Source organism: Pseudomonas sp. FG98, from assembly GCF_057808595.1.
Genome location: NZ_JBMDIJ010000023.1, coordinates 30616 through 46514 on the forward strand (window position 1 = coordinate 30616; position 15899 = coordinate 46514).

Consider the following 15899-nt stretch of genomic DNA (forward strand, 5'->3'; position numbering starts at 1 on the left):
GGGCAATCTCCTGGAAAAAGTCGCCATGATAGCCGCCGCGCCGGGAATGGCGCCAATCGCGACCAAACCAATGGCTATGAGCGGGGTCATTTGTAGCGGACGCAGCGCATGAAGCCACAGGCTGAATTACACTGCGTCGACCCCCTTCAATTGTTACAAGGAATAAACCATGGGCATGATCAGTGAATTCAAAGCCTTTGCGGTCAAGGGCAATGTGGTCGACATGGCCGTCGGTATCATCATCGGCGCAGCATTCGGCAAGATCGTTTCGTCTTTTGTCGGCGACGTGGTGATGCCACCGTTGGGCCTGATCATTGGCGGGGTGGATTTCAGCGACCTGGCGATCACCCTCAAGGCCGCGCAAGGGGACGTACCAGCAGTGGTGCTGGCCTACGGCAAGTTCATCCAGACAGTGATCGATTTCGTGATCGTGGCATTCGCCATCTTCATGGGCGTGAAGGTGATCAACCGCCTGAAGCGCGAAGAGGCCGTGGCGCCAAGCGTGCCGCCAGCGCCGACGCCGCAGGAGACCCTGCTGACCGAGATTCGTGATCTGCTCAAGGAACAGAACAACAAGCCCTGAAGAGTCCGGGCTCTTCGCGGGCAAGCCACGCTCCTGCAGGGCCCGCTTACGGTAGGAGCGTGGCTTGCCCGCGAAGGACCGCAACGCGGTCCCACAGGTTTACCAGTAAGTCTCCACCGCCACCTGCCCCGGCCGCCGGCTCAGGCTCAGGTTCAAGCCGCGGGCCTTCAGCACCTGCCGGGTGTCGTCGATCATCTGCGGGTTGCCGCACAGCATCACTCGCGAATGCTCCGGAATCAGTTCCAGACCCGCTGCGCGCTCCAGCTCGCCGTTCTCGATCAGGGTAGTGATCCGGCCGTTCAGGGCACCGGGATGCTGCTCGCGCGTGACCACCGGGATGAACTGCAGCTTGCCGGCGTACTCGGCCAGGTACTCGCGCTGCTCCAGTCCGGCGATCAGGTCCAGGTAGGCCAGCTCGCGGGCTTCACGTACCGAGTACACCAGCTTGATGGTTTCGAAACGTTCCCAGGCCTCGAAGTCCTGGAGGATGGAGAGAAACGGTGCGATCCCCGTGCCGGTGGCCAGCAGCCAGAGATCACGGCCATCGACGAAGCGGTCGAGGGTCAGATAACCGAAGGCCTGGCGGTCGATCAGCAGCTCGTCACCTTCGCGCAAACGGCTCAGTTCACTGGTGAACTCGCCGCCAGGGACGACGATGGAATAGAAGTCCAGGTGCTCGTCGAACGGCGACGACACCATCGAATAGGCCCGCCAGACCACGCTGCCATCGGCCTTGGTCACGCCCAGGCGGGCAAACTGGCCGGCACGAAAGCGGAAACCGGCATCGCGGGTGGTACGCAGGCTGAACAGGCTGGAGGTCAGCGGCTGGACGTCGAGGAGGGTCTGGCGGGTGTATTTCTCCGCACTGGCAGTCATGGTTCGCTCCACAAATCAGGTTCGCCCAGTTTCGCCCAAAGCCGTAGGAATAAACACCGCCGGATTGTAGTGGCTTGCCGATTCAGGAAAACGAAATGAATACACAATTCGTTTAGCGCAACTGTCTTTTGTTAACCATGACCTGGATCAACTTATAGCGAAAAAAACCAATTGCTTTGTAGGACAATTCCTATACTCAGCTGACGTCAACCGCTCGATTGGATCCATGCAACAGGGAGCAACATGCAAATGCCGCATTGGAAGCAGGAGCAGCTTGAAAACCTGATCGCGCAGCAGGACCCCGAACGTATCTTCGAATCCGCCCTATGCCTGGCGCAACAACTGGACATGGAGTACCTGAGCCTGGTGGTACAGAGCCAGGCCAGCGGCATGACCCCGCAGATCATCATGTTCAACAACTACTCCGCCGAGTGGAACGCCCACTACCAGGCCTGCAACTACCTGACCCAGGACCCGACCTTCTACCACTGCCGTCACTCGCTGATCCCCTTGCTCTGGGAAGACAGCGTATTCCGCGAGTCGCCGCAACTGCGCGAGGACGCCAAGGCCCACGGCCTGACCCATGGCTGGAGCCAGGCGGCCCACGATATCCGTGGCAACAACAGCGTACTCAGTCTGGTGCGCAGCAAAACCCCGATCACCCTCAACGAGTTCTATGACAAGACCGGCCAGGCCCTGTGGCTGTGCAATGTCATGCATACGGTCATGGTCGAACGCATCAATCCCCTGCAACCCAATGGCTTCGGCCTGTCCGAGCGCGAGCGCGAAGTGTTGAAGTGGTCCGCCGCCGGCAAGACCGCCTCCGATATCGCCTGCATCCTGACCCTGTCGCAGAGCACGGTGAACTTCCATATCCGCAGCGTCATCACCAAGATGCGCGCCAGCAACAAGGCCGGTGCCGTGGCCGCCGCCGCGATGCACGGGCTGCTCTGACCCCGCTGGACGCCAAAGCCCTGTAGAATCGGCGCCCGACTGCCGCTGTCCGGCAGTGCACAGCCATGCCCCAGAGCCTCCTACCATGCCTTTGCTGACCAGCCCCTTCGCCCAGCTCGACCTGATCCGCCAGCCCGACTACGCCAACGATCCCCTTCAAGCCTTCGACGCCGCCGACGAATACCTGCTGGAACACCTGGCTGCCCAGGGCCTGCCCGCCGGTGCCCGGGTGCTGGTGCTCAACGACAGCTTCGGCGGCCTGGCCATCAGCCTGCGCGGGCACTTTGCGGTGACCAGCAGCGGCGACTCCTTCCTCGCCCGCCTGGGCCTGGAAAAGAACCTGCCGCGCAATGACCAGCCGTGGGATGGCGTGACCTTCGTCCCGGCCAGCGAGACCTGGCAGGGGCCGTTCGACCACGTGCTGGTACGCGTGCCCAAGACCCTGGCGCTGCTGGAAGAACAACTGATTCGCCTGCAAGGTCACCTGGCCCCGGGCGCGAAGGTGGTTGCCGGGGCGATGATCAAGCATCTGCCACGGGCCGCCGGTGATCTGCTGGAGCAGTACATCGGCCCGATGCAAGCGTCGCTGGCACAGAAAAAAGCGCGGCTGCTGGTCGCCACCGTCGAGGACAAGCCCCTCGCCGTGTCGCCCTACCCGACCCGCTACCGCCTGGACAAGCCGGCGCTGGAACTGGTCAACCACGCCAATGTGTTCTGCCGCGAAGGGCTGGACATCGGCACCCGCGCCTTCCTCCCGCACCTGCCGCGCAACCTGGGCAGCGCCCGGGTCGCCGACCTCGGCTGCGGCAATGGCGTGCTGGCGATCGCCAGTGCGCTGGACAATCCACAGGCGCAGTACACCCTGGTGGACGAGTCCTATATGGCGGTGCAGTCGGCGGCGCAGAACTGGCAGGCGGCGCTGGGGAATCGCGAGGTGGAGATCCGCGCGGCCGATGGCCTGGACGGCCAGCCGGCGAACTCCCTGGATGTGGTGCTGTGCAATCCGCCGTTCCACCAGCAGCAGGTGGTCGGCGATTTTCTCGCCTGGCGCATGTTCCAGCAGGCCCGCGAGGCACTGGTGGTGGGTGGGGCCCTGTATATCGTCGGCAACCGCCATCTGGGTTACCACACCAAGCTGGCGCGGCTGTTCCGGGGCGTGGAGCAGGTGGCGGCGACGCCGAAGTTCGTGATTCTCAAGGCGCGGAAGTAGGCTGAGCATTTGAGGGCCTCATCGCTGGCAACGCCAGCTCCCACAGTTTCCGCGGTGCACGCAATCCCTGTGGGAGCCGGCGTTGCCGGCGATGAGGCCATCAGCAACAACAAACAGCCTTAGTGCGTGCTCAACCCCGCCGCACTCATGAACATCCGCATCAGCCACGCCACCACCCCCAGGGTGGCGACACTGGCGCCCCAGATCAGCGCCAGCCAGCCGAGCCGCTGCCACAGCGGCTTTTTCTCGGGTTCGAAGGTGTCTTTGCCAGTCATGCCCCGATCCTCCTAGTGATAGCCGTCTTCGTGGGTGACCTTGCCGCGGAACACGTAGTAGCTCCAATAGGTGTACCCGAGGATGAACGGCAGGATGAACAGCGTGCCCACCAGCATGAAGCCCTGGCTCTGCGGCGGCGCCGCGGCGTCCCAGATGGAGATCGCCGGCGGGATGATGTTCGGCCACAGGCTGATGCCCAGGCCGCTGTAGCCGAGGAAGATCAGCACCAGGGTGAGCAGGAACGGCGTGTAGTGGGCATTGCGCGCCACCGCCCGGAGCAGGCCGTAGAAGGTCACCAGCACCAGCAGCGGCACCGGCATGAACCACAGCAGGTTGGGCATGCTGAACCAGCGATGGGCGATGTCCGGGTAGGCCAGCGGCGTCCACAGGCTGACGATGCCGATCACCGCCAGCAGCACCAGGGCCAGCGGCCGCGCCAGGTTGTGCATCTGCTCCTGCAGCTTGCCCTCGGTCTTCATGATCAGCCAGGTGCAGCCGAGCAAGGCGTAGGCGACGATCAGGCCGAGGCCGGAGAAGATGGCGAACGGCGTCAGCCAGTCGAGGGTACCGCCGGCATAGCGGCGGTCGACCACCTTGAAGCCCTCGATGAAGGCGCCCAGCGCCACGCCCTGGAAGAAGGTCGCCACCAGCGAACCCCAGATGAACGCCTTGTCCCACAGGTGGCGCTTGTCGGCCTTGGCCTTGAAACGGAACTCGAAGGCCACGCCGCGGAAGATCAACCCCACCAGCATCAGGATCAGCGGCAGGTACAGGGCTTCCAGCACCACCGCATAGGCCAGCGGGAAGGCGCCGAACAGCGCCGCACCACCCAGCACCAGCCAGGTCTCGTTACCGTCCCAGACCGGCGCGACGGTGTTCATCATCACGTCGCGGTCGCTGTCGCCCTTGACGAAGGGGAAGAGGATGCCGATGCCGAGGTCGAAGCCGTCCATGACCACGTACATCATGACCCCGAAGATGATGATCACGGCCCAGATCAGCGGAAGATCGATACCCATGATTCAGTTCTCCTTGCTCAGGCGGGCGCCTTCCGGCTGGTCGTCGTCGGCAGCGGACAGCGGCCGTGCCGGGGTGCGTGGCTGGCCGGGGCCGCCGGGGTTGGTTTCCTCGCCCTCGCCGGTCTTCGGCCCCTTGCGCACCAGGCGCATCATGTAGCCCAGGCCGGCGCCGAACAGGGCGAAATAGACCACCACAAAGAGGATCAGGGTGATGCCCAGTTGCGCATAGCTGTGGTTGGACGCGCCGTCGGCGGTGCGCATCAGCCCGTAGACCACCCACGGCTGACGCCCGACTTCGGTGGTGAACCAGCCGGCGAGAATGGCGATCAGCCCGGACGGGCCCATCCACAAGGTCAGATAGAGGAACGGCCGCGAGCTGTACAGGGTGCCGCGCTTGCGCAGCCACAGGCTCCACAGGCCGACGAAGATCATCAGGAAGCCGAGCCCGACCATGATGCGGAACGACCAGAACACCACGGTGGAGTTGGGCCGATCCTCCGGCGGGAAGTCCTTCATCGCCGGGACCTGCTTGTCCAGGCTATGGGTGAGGATCAGGCTGCCCAGCGCCGGGATCTCCAGCTTGAAGTGGGTGGTCTCGGCCTTCATGTCGGGGATGCCGAAGAGGATCAGCGGGGTCGGCTCGTCGCCGACGTTCTCCCAGTGGCCTTCAATGGCGGCGATCTTCACCGGCTGGTGCTTGAGGGTGTTGAGGCCGTGGAAGTCACCGATCACCGCCTGGATCGGCGCGACGATCAGGGCCATCCACATGGCCATCGAGAGCATCTTGCGGATCGCCGGGTTATCGCGCCCGCGCAGCAGGTGCCAGGCCGCCGAGGCGCCAACGAAGAAGGCGGTAGCGACGAACGCGGCGGTAGCCATGTGCATCAGGCGGTAGGGGAAGGACGGGTTGAAGATCACCGCCAGCCAGTCCACCGGAATCACCCGGCCGTCGATGATCTCGTAGCCCTGTGGCGTCTGCATCCAGCTGTTGGAGGCGAGGATCCAGAAGGTCGAAACCAGCGTGCCGATCGCCACCATCACCGTGGCGAAGAAGTGCAGGCCACGGCCGACGCGGTTCCAGCCGAACAGCATGACGCCGAGGAAGCCGGCTTCGAGGAAGAACGCGGTGAGCACCTCGTAGGTCAGCAAGGGCCCGGTGACCGCACCGGCGAAGTCGGAGAAGCGGCTCCAGTTGGTACCGAACTGATAGGCCATGACCAGCCCGGAGACCACCCCCATGCCGAAGTTGACGGCAAAGATCTTCGACCAGAAATGGTAGAGGTCGCGGTAGACCGCTTCGTTGGTTTTCAGCCACAGGCCTTCGAGCACCGCGAGATAGCTGGCGAGGCCGATGGTGATGGCAGGGAAAAGAATGTGAAAGGACACGGTGAACGCGAACTGCATTCGGGCGAGATCGAGGGCCTCTGATCCGAACATGGTGCTTCCTCTGTCAGGTAAACCGGCGTCAGGGTCCGTTGCCTTGACGCCAACTGCCCCTGTGGTGGTGGAGTGCGACCATTTGGATTTGTTCTGAAAATTTCCCACCGCAGGGATTGGCGGCCTGCTGGCCTGCCGCTGGCGACGGAGATAGTTGCAAAAACAACTATTGATCCAGGTCAACGACAGGAAGAAAGGATAGTCCCGAAGCAGCCCGTCGGTTGTGTGGTGCGTTGCCGCGTGACCGGTTGCCTCACCCTCTTTACGAAAACGTGAAACGGTGCGCTCACCGCACGGCTTTCATGTTTGCTTGCAACCTTTTGTTACAGCTCGGTGGTACGCTGCCCCCTCCCTCCCCCATGAAGACCCCGCGCTCACCCATGTCTGCCCAGGCTCCGTTGTTGCTGCGTCATCACCGTCCTTTCCTGTCGTTCTGGCTGGCCCGGGTGTTTACCGCCAGCGGTTTCCAGATGCTCACCGTGGCCATCGGCTGGCACCTCTACCAGTTGACCGGCAACGTGCTCGACCTCGGCCTGGTGGGCCTGGTGGAATTCGCCCCGCGGGTTCTGTTCATGCTGCACACCGGGCACGTCGCCGACCGCTACGACCGGCGTCGCGTCGCCGCGCTGTGCCAGAGCCTGCAGGCGTTGATCGCGCTGTCCCTGGCGATTGCCAGCACCACCGATTCGGTGAGTCGCGAGCTGATCTTCATCCTCGCCTTCCTGCTCGGTAGCGCGCGCTCCTTCGAGATGCCGGCGACCCAGGCGCTGCTGCCCAACGTGGTACCGCCGGAGCTGTTCCCCCGGGCGGTGGCGGCGTCAGCCTCGGCGATGCAATCGGCGACCATCGTCGCTCCGGCGCTGGGTGGTTTTCTCTATGCCTTCGGCAGCGTCTGGGTGTATGGCCCGACCGTATGCCTGTACGTGATCGCCTGCTGCCTGACCCTCAGCCTGACCTCGCGCCAGGTGCCGCTGAGCCAGGGCCGCGCCAGCATCGAGTCGCTGCTGGCGGGGATCCGCTTTATCCGCAGCCGTCCGGACATCCTCGGGGCGATCTCCCTCGACCTGTTCGCCGTGCTGCTCGGTGGCGCCACGGCGTTGTTGCCGGTGTTCGCCAAGGACATCCTGCTTACCGGCGCCTGGGGCCTGGGCCTGCTGCGCTCGGCTCCGGCGGTGGGGGCGCTGCTGATGTCGTTGTGGCTGGCGCGCTTCCCGGTGGAGCGCAAGGTCGGCCGGGTGATGTTCACGGCGGTCGGGGTGTTCGGCGTGGCGACCATCGCCTTCGGCTTGTCCACCTCGTTCTGGTTCTCCCTGGCGGTGCTCGCCGTGCTGGGTGCGGCGGACATGATCAGCATGGTGATCCGCGGCGCCTTCGTGCAGCTGGAGACGCCGGACGAGATGCGCGGGCGGGTCAGTGCGGTGAACGGGTTGTTCATCGGTGCGTCGAACCAGTTGGGCGAATTCGAGTCGGGGGTGACCGCGCACTGGTTCGGCACCGTGCCTGCGGTGGTCATGGGCGGGGTCGGCACGCTGGTAGTGACCGGGGTGTGGATCAAGCTGTTCCCGACCCTGGCGGGGCGGGATCATATGCATACCCGACGGTCGGACGCCTAACCCCCGAACACTGCAAAACCCTGTGGGAGCTGGCTTGCCAGCGATGAGGCCAGACCAGGCAACATCATTGCTCTTGCCGGCCTAATCGCTGGCAAGCCAGCTCCCACAGGGTTGGTGGTGTTCCCCTACCCTTCCCGTTGGACGCATTACCCTCTGCCAGCCATGCTGGTATGATGCGCGGCTTTTTTTCCGGCCCAGGGGAAAGCGCGCCAAGGCGCTTTGTGCTTTTCTGACTGAGCCGACAATTTCTGGCGCCGATCGCGCCACGGGGAGCAGGACATGCTGGAAAGGCTGTTTCAACTGAAAGCACACAATACGAATGTGCGGACCGAGATCCTGGCGGGCGTGACCACGTTCCTGGCCATGGCCTACATTCTCTTCGTCAACCCGAGCATCCTCGGCGAGACCGGCATGGACAAGGGCGCGCTGTTCGTCGCCACCTGCCTGGCTGCGGCCATCGGCTCCACCACCATGGGCCTGATCGCCAACTACCCGATCGCCCTGGCCCCGGGCATGGGCCTGAACGCCTTCTTCACCTACACCGTGGTCCTGCACATGGGCCACACCTGGCAGGTGGCGCTGGGGGCGGTATTCATCTCGGCGGTGCTGTTCTTCCTGCTGTCGATCTTCCGCATCCGCGAGTGGATCGTGAACAGCATCCCGCTACCGCTGCGCTCGGCCATCGCTGCCGGTATCGGCCTGTTCCTGGCACTGATCGCCCTGCATAACGCGGGCATCGTCGTCGATAACCCGGCAACCCTGGTGGGCCTGGGCGACCTCAAGCAGCCAGCACCGATCCTCGCCACCCTGGGCTTCTTCCTGATCGTCGCCCTGGAAGCCATGAAGGTCCGTGGCGCAGTGCTGATCGGCATTCTCGCCGTGACCGTCGCCGCCATCGCCCTGGGCGTTACCCCGTTCGGCGGGGTGATGTCGATGCCGCCGTCGCTGGCACCGACCTTCCTGCAACTGGACATCAAGGGCGCTCTGGACGTCGGTCTGGTCAGCGTGATCTTCGCCTTCCTGTTCGTCGACCTGTTCGACAACTCCGGCACCCTGATCGGCGTGGCCAAGCGCGCCGGCCTGATGCGCAAGGACGGCCACATGCCGAAGATGGGCCGCGCCCTGATCGCCGACAGCACCGCGGCCATGGCCGGTTCGCTGCTGGGCACCTCGACCACCACCAGCTACATCGAGTCGGCAGCAGGCGTCAGTGCCGGCGGCCGCACCGGCCTGACCGCCATCGTGGTCGCCATCCTGTTCCTGCTGGCGCTGTTCTTCGCCCCGCTGGCGGGTAGCGTGCCAGCCTTCGCCACCGCCCCGGCGCTGCTGTTCGTCGCCGTGCTGATGGCCTCGGGCCTGGCGGAAATCGACTGGGAAGACATCACCGAAGCTGCACCAGTGATGATCACCGCCCTGGCCATGCCGCTGACCTACTCGATCGCCAACGGCATCGCCTTCGGCTTTATCTCGTGGACCGCCATCAAGCTGCTGTCCGGCCGCCGCCAGGACCTCAATCCGGCGCTGGTGATCCTTTCCATCCTGTTCGTCATCAAGCTGGGCTGGTTCAACGCATGAGTGCCGTTTTCGACCCCTCCACCTACGACCAGCAACTCGCGGCCAAGGTCGAGCGCCTGCGCGAACTGCTGGCGCCGTTCGACGCGCCGGAGCCGGCGGTGTTCGACTCGCCGCGCGAGCATTACCGCCTGCGCGCCGAGTTCCGCCTGTGGCGCCAGGACGGCCAGCGGCATTACGCGATGTTCGCTCCGGGAGAGAAGAACTCGCCGATCCTGATCGACGACTTCCCCATCGCCAGCCTGCGCATCAACGAGCTGATGCCACGGATGAAAAGCGCCTGGCAGGCCAGCGACGCCCTGAGCAACAAGCTGTTCCAGGTGGAGTTCCTCACCACCCTGGCCGGCGATGCGATGGTCACCCTGTGCTATCACCGTCCGCTGGACGAAGCCTGGGAAGCCGCCGCGAAGCAACTGGCCGAAGAGCTGGGCGTGAGCATCATCGGCCGGTCGAAAGGCAAGCGCCTGGTGATCGGTCGCGATTATGCGGTGGAGGAATTGCAGGTCGCCGGTCGCACCTTCCGTTATCGCCAGCCGGAGGGCGCATTCACCCAACCCAACGGCCAGGTCAACCAGAAGATGCTGGGCTGGGCCTACGAGGCCCTGGGCCAACGCGAGGACGATCTGCTGGAGCTGTATTGCGGCAACGGCAACTTCACCCTGCCGCTGGCGACCCGGGTGCGCAACGTGCTGGCTACCGAGATCAGCAAGACCTCGGTGAATGCTGCCCTGCACAACCTCGATGACAACGCTGTGGATAACGTCAGGCTGGTGCGCCTGTCGGCCGAAGAGCTGACCGAGGCGCTGAATGAAGTGCGGCCGTTCCGCCGCCTGGAAGGCATCGACCTGAAGAGCTACCAGTTCGGTAGCGTCTTCGTCGACCCGCCGCGTGCCGGGATGGACCCGGATACCTGCGAGCTGACCCGGCGTTTCGACAACATCCTGTACATCTCCTGCAACCCGGAGACGCTGGCGGCGAACATCGCCCAGTTGCATGACACGCACCGGGTCGAGCGGTGTGCGTTGTTTGACCAGTTCCCTTATACCCACCATATGGAGAGTGGGGTTCTGCTGGTTCGGCGGTGATCTTCCGGGCCCTATCGCTGGCAAGCCAGCTCCCACAGGGACTGGTGCACATCGCACCTTGTGGGAGCTGGCTTGCCAGCGATGAGGGCCGAAAGGTCAACACATGAGCAACGGCACCACCTGATCGGCATCGGTCAACGCCCCATGGTGCCCCAGCCAGCGACTCGCCGCCGGCTCCACCTCGCTGCGAATGATCCCCCCGCCCTCCTTCGGCACCACGATCAGGTCACCGATCCGCGCCTCGGCCTGGCTCAGCAGCACATCGCCGAACAGCCCGCCGGCAATGGCGTCCGCCTTGCTCAGCACCTGGTAGTGCTCCGCCAGCCGGTCCCGCCAGCGCGCCAGCACCCGGTCATGCGCCGCACCATCGACATAGACATGCCGCGCCCGGATGTCCCCGGCCAGCGCCCGCACCTCCTCCTGCAAACCGCTCTCCCGATCGAAGTCCACCACCTCGGCACTGTCCAGGCCGAGCATGCCGTGGTCGGCGGTGACCATCAGCCGCGCCCCTGGCGGCAGTTGCCGGTAGATCGCTTCGGCCAGCCGGTCGGCGACGCGCAATTGCGCCAGCCAGGCCTCGGAACCCGGGCCGAACAGGTGCCCGGCGAAATCCAGGTCGGCGAAGTAGGCGAAGCAGTAGGCCGGCGCATTGACGCTCAAGGCCTGCCGCACCAGTTCAGGGTAGGCGGCGTAGGACGGCGCGCCGAGCACCTGCGAGCCGCGGTAGATGGCCCTGGTGTAGGCCGAGTCGGCGTAGCGCGCGGGCATCACCGTGCTGATCCGCAGGCCCTGCTCGGTCGCTTGTTCCCAGGCGGTCTGCGGCACGATGAAACGCTCCGGCGGCGGCACCCCGACCACCGGGTTGCTGGCGAAGGGCGCGCAGGTCCAGGTCAACGGCGAAAACTCGCTGTCCTCATCGAGGGCGAAACTGCAACCGACGATGCCGTGAGCCCCACTGCCCAACCCCGAGGCCAGCGCCGCCAGGCTTGAGGCGGTAGTGGCGGGAAAGCCGACATGAAAGTGTCCTTCAGGGCGCATCAGGGCAGCCAGGAACGGCGCCTGCGCCGCATGCTCGCGCAGCAATGCGTGACCCAGCCCGTCGACCAGCAGCAGGCAGGTGGCCGAGGACGGCGCCAGTTCGAAGCTGTTGCGAAAACCCACCGCCCCCAGCGCAGCCAGAATCGACTGGCTCAGATTGGCCAGTCCGGGCCAGGTATTGCGCTGGGTGACGTCCATTACTGCCGCCATCTGCGAACCTCCTCCGTGGTCGAAGCAGAAGGTGTAGCACGACCCTGTTCGATCAGCGAACACTAAACGCGGCCAGCGCTTGATTCACGTTAACCAAACGGTACATTTTGTCGGAACTCCTTTTCCAATCGCCAAGAACAACAACGGAGTCTTACCGATGAATCTGGCCAAACCGCCCGGCATTCTCGCCGGCCTGATCGGCGCGGGCATCCAGGCCTCGCGCACCCCAGCGCTGCACGAACACGAAGGCGCCGCCCAGGGCCTGAATTACCTTTATCGCCTGATCGATCTCGACCAGCTCAAGCTCGACAGCACTGCCCTCGAAGAACTGCTGACCGCCGCCCAGTACATGGGCTTCACCGGCCTGAACATCACTTTCCCGTGCAAGCAGGCGATCCTGCCGCTGCTCGACGACCTGTCGCCGGAAGCCCGTGGCATCGGCGCGGTGAACACGGTGGTGCTGAAGGACGGTCGGCGCATCGGCCACAACACCGACTGCCTGGGCTTTGCCGAAGGTTTCCGCCGCGGCCTGGACGGCGTTTCGCGCCGGCACGTGGTGCAGATGGGTGCCGGCGGCGCCGGAGCGGCCGTGGCCCATGCCCTGCTCAGCGAAGGCGTGGAGCAGCTGAGCATCTTCGACGTGGAAAGCGAACGCGCCCAGGCCCTTGTGGATAACCTCAACCAGCACTTCGCAGGCAGCCGGGCCAAGGTGGGTCACGATCTGCAGAGCGCGATGAGCGCCGCCTGCGGCCTGGTCAACACCACGCCGATGGGCATGGCCAAGCTGCCTGGCATGCCGGTGCCGAAAGCCCTGCTGCGGGCGGAATTGTGGGTGGCGGAGATCGTCTACTTCCCGCTGGAAACCGAGTTGCTGAAGGAGGCCCGCGCCCTCGGCTGCCGCACCCTGAACGGCGCCACCATGGCGGTGTACCAGGCGGTCAAGGCGTTCGAGCTGTTCAGTGGCATTACCCCGGATCCGCTGCGGATGACCGAGCATTTCCACAGCCTCGGCAACTGAAACGAAGAACACCGCGGGGCAAGCCCGCGGTGTTTGAGGATCAGGCCTGCAGGTAGCGCAGGACCGATTCGCAGATCATTTCCTTGTGCCGGGCCTTGACGGCCTGGTCCTCGAAGTCGATCTGGAAGATTTCACCGAAGGTGTGGCGGTTGGACACCCGGTAGAAGCAGAACGAACTGATCAGCAGGTGCACGTCCAGCGCATCCAGCCCCGCGCGGAACAAGCCCTCGCTGGCCCCACGCAGCAGAATCTCGTTCAACGCCTTGAGCACCGTGTTGTTCATCGAGCGGATCGCCGACGACTGCTTGACGAACTCGCCGTGGTGCATGTTCTCGTTACACACGATGCGCACGAAATCGACGTTGCGGTCATGGTGGTCGAAGGTGAACTCGATCAGCCGGCGAATGCCCAGGCGCGGTTCCAGCTCGTCCAGGTGCAGGTTGCTCTCGGTGCTGCGGATATCGCCGTAGAGCTTCTCCAGCACCTCGACGTACAACTGCTCCTTGCTGTTGAAGTAGTAGTAGATCATCCGCTTGGAGGTCTGGGTGCGCTCGGCGATCGCGTCGACCCGGGCACCGGCCAGGCCCTGCTGGACGAACTCGGTGATTGCCGCCTGGAGAATGCTCTCGCGGGTTTTTTCCGGATTGTTCTTGCGACCTCTGCGCGGCGCGGTGTCCGGTGCTGCGTAAGGTGCTGTAGTTGTTGTCATACGGAGCTCGTGGCCATCGGTTAACGGCGCAATTATGGGCCCCGCATGCACCAGAAGAAAGCCTTGGGGTTGTGGGGTATTTCCCGGGGCCTGCTGGGTGAAGCTGATGGCCCTATCGCCGGCAACGCCGGCTCCCACAGGAATAGCGGTGCACACTGAACCTGTGGGAGCCGGCGTTGCCGGCGATAGGGCCCTCAACCCTTACAGCTTGGCGTGACGCAAGCCGCCCGCGCGGGCCTTGGCCATGGCGGCCAGGCGCACCGCCACGTTGGCCGCGCCATAGCCGGCATAGCCATTGCGCCGCTGGATCACCTCGAAGAAGAAGCGCTCCTCGAACGGCTCGGTGTACACATGGAACAACTCGCCGCCATTGGCATCACGGTCATACAGCACGTTGTAATAGGCCAGTTCGCTGAGGAACTCGTCGTCGAAGTCAAAGCGCGCAGCCAGGTCATCGTAGTAGTTGAGCGGAATATCGAGCAACGCCACGCCGGCTTCCTTGGCCTTTTTCACCGCAGTGAAGATGTCCTCGCAGTCGAAGGCGATGTGGTGCACGCCCGAGCCGCGGTAGTGGGACAGGGCGTGGGAAATCGCCGTATTGCGGTTCTCCGAGATGTTCAGCGGCAGACGAACGGTACTGCATTTGCTACGCAGCGCACGGCTCTTCACCAGGCCGTAGGGATCGGGGAGCACCACTTCGTCGTCGGCCTTGAAGTCCAGCAGGCTCTTGTAGAACAGCACCCAGGTGTCCAGGCCGTCGGCCGGCAGAGCCATGGCCATGTGGTCGATGCGGGTCAGGCCGAGGCTGTTGCCCGGCGCCGCGCCCTGCAGGCTGAAGTCGGTGTCGTAGATGGTACGGCCGTCGGCATCCTGGTCGACCAGGTAGATCAGGCTGCCATCCGGCGCCCGGACCGCCGCGAGCTCGCGCTCGTTCGGGCCGACCAGGCCGCGATAGGGCTGACCGTGATAGCCGACGGCACGGGCCAGGGCCTTGGCGCTGTCCTTGACCCGGACCGCCGTGGCACACAGCGACGGGCCATGGCTTTCGAAGAAGTTGTGGGCGAAGGAATAAGGTTCGGCATTGAGGATCAGGTTGATATCGCCCTGGCGCAACAGGCTGACATCCTTCGAACGGTGCTGGCCGACCTTGGTAAAACCGAGCCCTTCCAGCCAGCCGCCGAGCTTGGCGCCCGAGGCGTCGTCCACGGCGAATTCGAGGAATTCGACACCGTCATAGGCATCCGCCGCTGGCGGGGCGAACAGCAACTGCGGCTCGTCGGCCACGGCCGGCGCGGTCTGCAACAGGCGCTCGCGGGTTTTTTCTTCGAGGTACAGCAGCGAGCGCAGACCATCGGCGGCATTGGCCCGTGGCGGCGCGGCGCGGAAGCCGTCGTTGAAAATTTCCAGGGACAGCGGGCCGCGATAACCGGCCTTGAGGATCGGCGCGAGGAATGCCGGCAGGTCGAATTCGCCCTGGCCGGGGAAGCAGCGGAAATGCCGGCTCCACTCCAGCACGTCCATGGCCAGGATCGGCGCGTCGGCCATCTGCACGAAGAAGATCTTGTCACCCGGGACCTGGGCGATGCTGCTCGGGTCGCCCTTGATCGAGTAGGTGTGGAAGCTGTCGAGGATCATCCCCAGCGCCGGGTGATCGGCCTCACGGACGATGTCCCAGACCTGCTGCCATTGATTGACATGACGGCCCCAGGCCAGGGCTTCGTAGCCGATGCGCAGATTGCGTGCGCCAGCACGCTCGGCCAGCAGGCCCAGGTCGTCGACCAGGATCTGCTTGTCGCCCAGGGCGTCGGCGGCGACGTTGCTGCACACCAGCACCAAATCGGTGCCCAGCTCCTGCATCAGGTCGAACTTGCGCTCGGCGCGGTCGAGGTTGCGCGACAGACGGTCGCGACGGCAGCCTTCGAAGTCGCGAAACGGCTGGAACAGGGTGATATCCAGGCCCAGATCGGCGCAGCGCTGGCGGATTTCGCGAGGGCTGCCGTCGTAGTAAAGCAGGTCGTTTTCAAAGATCTCGACACCGTCGAAACCCGCGGCGGCTATGGCTTCGAGCTTTTCTGGCAGGGTGCCGCTCAGGGACACGGTGGCAATCGAACGCTGCATCTTCAGTCTCCTACGGGCAGGCAGTGCCCAAACTTGTGAGAATTATTGGCCCGGGGGGAAATCCGCTCAAGAAAAAGGTACGAACTGGTTAGTTTTGTGTGCGATTATCGCCCGAAATACGTTGAGACGAATTGACCCTTTTTTGACCAGTGGCGCACCATTTCCAACCATGAAGCAGGCA

At 64.2% G+C, this 15899-nt stretch carries 14 protein-coding genes; 7 read left to right on the forward strand and 7 right to left on the reverse strand.

Annotation, left to right across the window (positions count from 1 at the left end):
• Positions 1 to 169 precede the first annotated feature (169 nt).
• A complete protein-coding gene (mscL, locus tag ACODSK_RS15895) occupies positions 170 to 583 on the forward strand; it encodes a large-conductance mechanosensitive channel protein MscL (RefSeq protein ID WP_489017415.1) in 414 nt (137 codons plus the stop codon).
• A 99-nt stretch (positions 584 to 682) separates the two neighbouring features.
• Here the strand turns inward: mscL and ACODSK_RS15900 are convergent, their stop codons facing one another.
• Positions 683 to 1459, reverse strand: coding sequence for a ferredoxin--NADP reductase (locus ACODSK_RS15900; RefSeq protein WP_489017417.1), 777 nt, complete (start codon positions 1457 to 1459; stop codon positions 683 to 685).
• A 243-nt stretch (positions 1460 to 1702) separates the two neighbouring features.
• On the opposite strand from ACODSK_RS15900, the gene ACODSK_RS15905 reads away from it, so the two are divergent.
• Positions 1703 to 2413, forward strand: a complete 711-nt coding sequence (locus ACODSK_RS15905) for an autoinducer binding domain-containing protein (RefSeq protein ID WP_489017419.1) — start codon at positions 1703 to 1705, stop codon at positions 2411 to 2413.
• Positions 2414 to 2498: 85 nt separating this feature from the next.
• On the forward strand, positions 2499 to 3623 hold the full coding sequence (locus ACODSK_RS15910) for a methyltransferase (RefSeq protein WP_489017420.1): 1125 nt from the start codon (positions 2499 to 2501) through the stop codon (positions 3621 to 3623).
• Positions 3624 to 3742: 119 nt separating this feature from the next.
• Here the strand turns inward: ACODSK_RS15910 and ACODSK_RS15915 are convergent, their stop codons facing one another.
• From ACODSK_RS15915 to ACODSK_RS15925, 3 genes are read right to left on the reverse strand one after another with little or no spacing between them, the layout of a single operon-like run.
• Positions 3743 to 3898, reverse strand: coding sequence for a DUF2474 domain-containing protein (locus tag ACODSK_RS15915; RefSeq protein ID WP_489017421.1), 156 nt, complete (start codon positions 3896 to 3898; stop codon positions 3743 to 3745).
• Between the two features lie 12 nt (positions 3899 to 3910).
• Positions 3911 to 4918, reverse strand: a complete 1008-nt coding sequence (gene cydB / locus ACODSK_RS15920; RefSeq protein ID WP_489017422.1) for a cytochrome d ubiquinol oxidase subunit II — start codon at positions 4916 to 4918, stop codon at positions 3911 to 3913.
• Between the two features lie 3 nt (positions 4919 to 4921).
• The gene (locus ACODSK_RS15925; RefSeq protein ID WP_489017423.1) at positions 4922 to 6355 is read right to left on the reverse strand and encodes a cytochrome ubiquinol oxidase subunit I; all 1434 of its coding nucleotides are present in this window, start codon (positions 6353 to 6355) and stop codon (positions 4922 to 4924) included.
• Between the two features lie 380 nt (positions 6356 to 6735).
• Between ACODSK_RS15925 and ACODSK_RS15930 the strand changes: the two genes are divergently transcribed.
• The 3 genes from ACODSK_RS15930 to trmA all read left to right on the forward strand — a co-directional run bounded on the left by ACODSK_RS15930 (position 6736) and on the right by trmA (position 10625).
• Positions 6736 to 7968 (forward strand): MFS transporter, encoded by a 1233-nt coding sequence (locus tag ACODSK_RS15930; RefSeq protein ID WP_489017424.1) that lies wholly within the window; start codon positions 6736 to 6738, stop codon positions 7966 to 7968.
• 279 nt (positions 7969 to 8247) lie between these two features.
• Entirely contained in the window at positions 8248 to 9543 is a 1296-nt protein-coding gene (locus ACODSK_RS15935; protein ID WP_489017425.1) for an NCS2 family permease, read from the forward strand.
• Positions 9540 to 10625 carry a tRNA (uridine(54)-C5)-methyltransferase TrmA gene (gene trmA / locus ACODSK_RS15940; protein WP_489017426.1) on the forward strand — a complete coding sequence of 362 codons (1086 nt, stop codon included), beginning with the start codon at positions 9540 to 9542 and terminating at the stop codon, positions 10623 to 10625. Before ACODSK_RS15935 ends, trmA begins: the two co-directional genes overlap by 4 nt.
• A 96-nt stretch (positions 10626 to 10721) precedes the next feature.
• Here trmA and ACODSK_RS15945 read toward each other — a convergent pair whose 3' ends face one another.
• The gene (locus tag ACODSK_RS15945) at positions 10722 to 11873 is read right to left on the reverse strand and encodes an alkaline phosphatase family protein (protein ID WP_489017427.1); all 1152 of its coding nucleotides are present in this window, start codon (positions 11871 to 11873) and stop codon (positions 10722 to 10724) included.
• 157 nt (positions 11874 to 12030) lie between these two features.
• Here ACODSK_RS15945 and ACODSK_RS15950 point away from each other — a divergent pair, with 157 nt between their 5' ends.
• The gene (locus tag ACODSK_RS15950; protein WP_489017429.1) at positions 12031 to 12891 is read left to right on the forward strand and encodes a shikimate dehydrogenase; all 861 of its coding nucleotides are present in this window, start codon (positions 12031 to 12033) and stop codon (positions 12889 to 12891) included.
• Between the two features lie 40 nt (positions 12892 to 12931).
• On the opposite strand, the gene ACODSK_RS15955 is transcribed toward ACODSK_RS15950, so the two are convergent.
• Positions 12932 to 13600, reverse strand: coding sequence for a TetR/AcrR family transcriptional regulator (locus tag ACODSK_RS15955; protein WP_489017431.1), 669 nt, complete (start codon positions 13598 to 13600; stop codon positions 12932 to 12934).
• 201 nt (positions 13601 to 13801) lie between these two features.
• On the reverse strand, positions 13802 to 15718 hold the full coding sequence (quiC, locus tag ACODSK_RS15960) for a 3-dehydroshikimate dehydratase QuiC (protein WP_489017432.1): 1917 nt from the start codon (positions 15716 to 15718) through the stop codon (positions 13802 to 13804).
• Between the last annotated feature and the right edge of the window lie 181 nt (positions 15719 to 15899).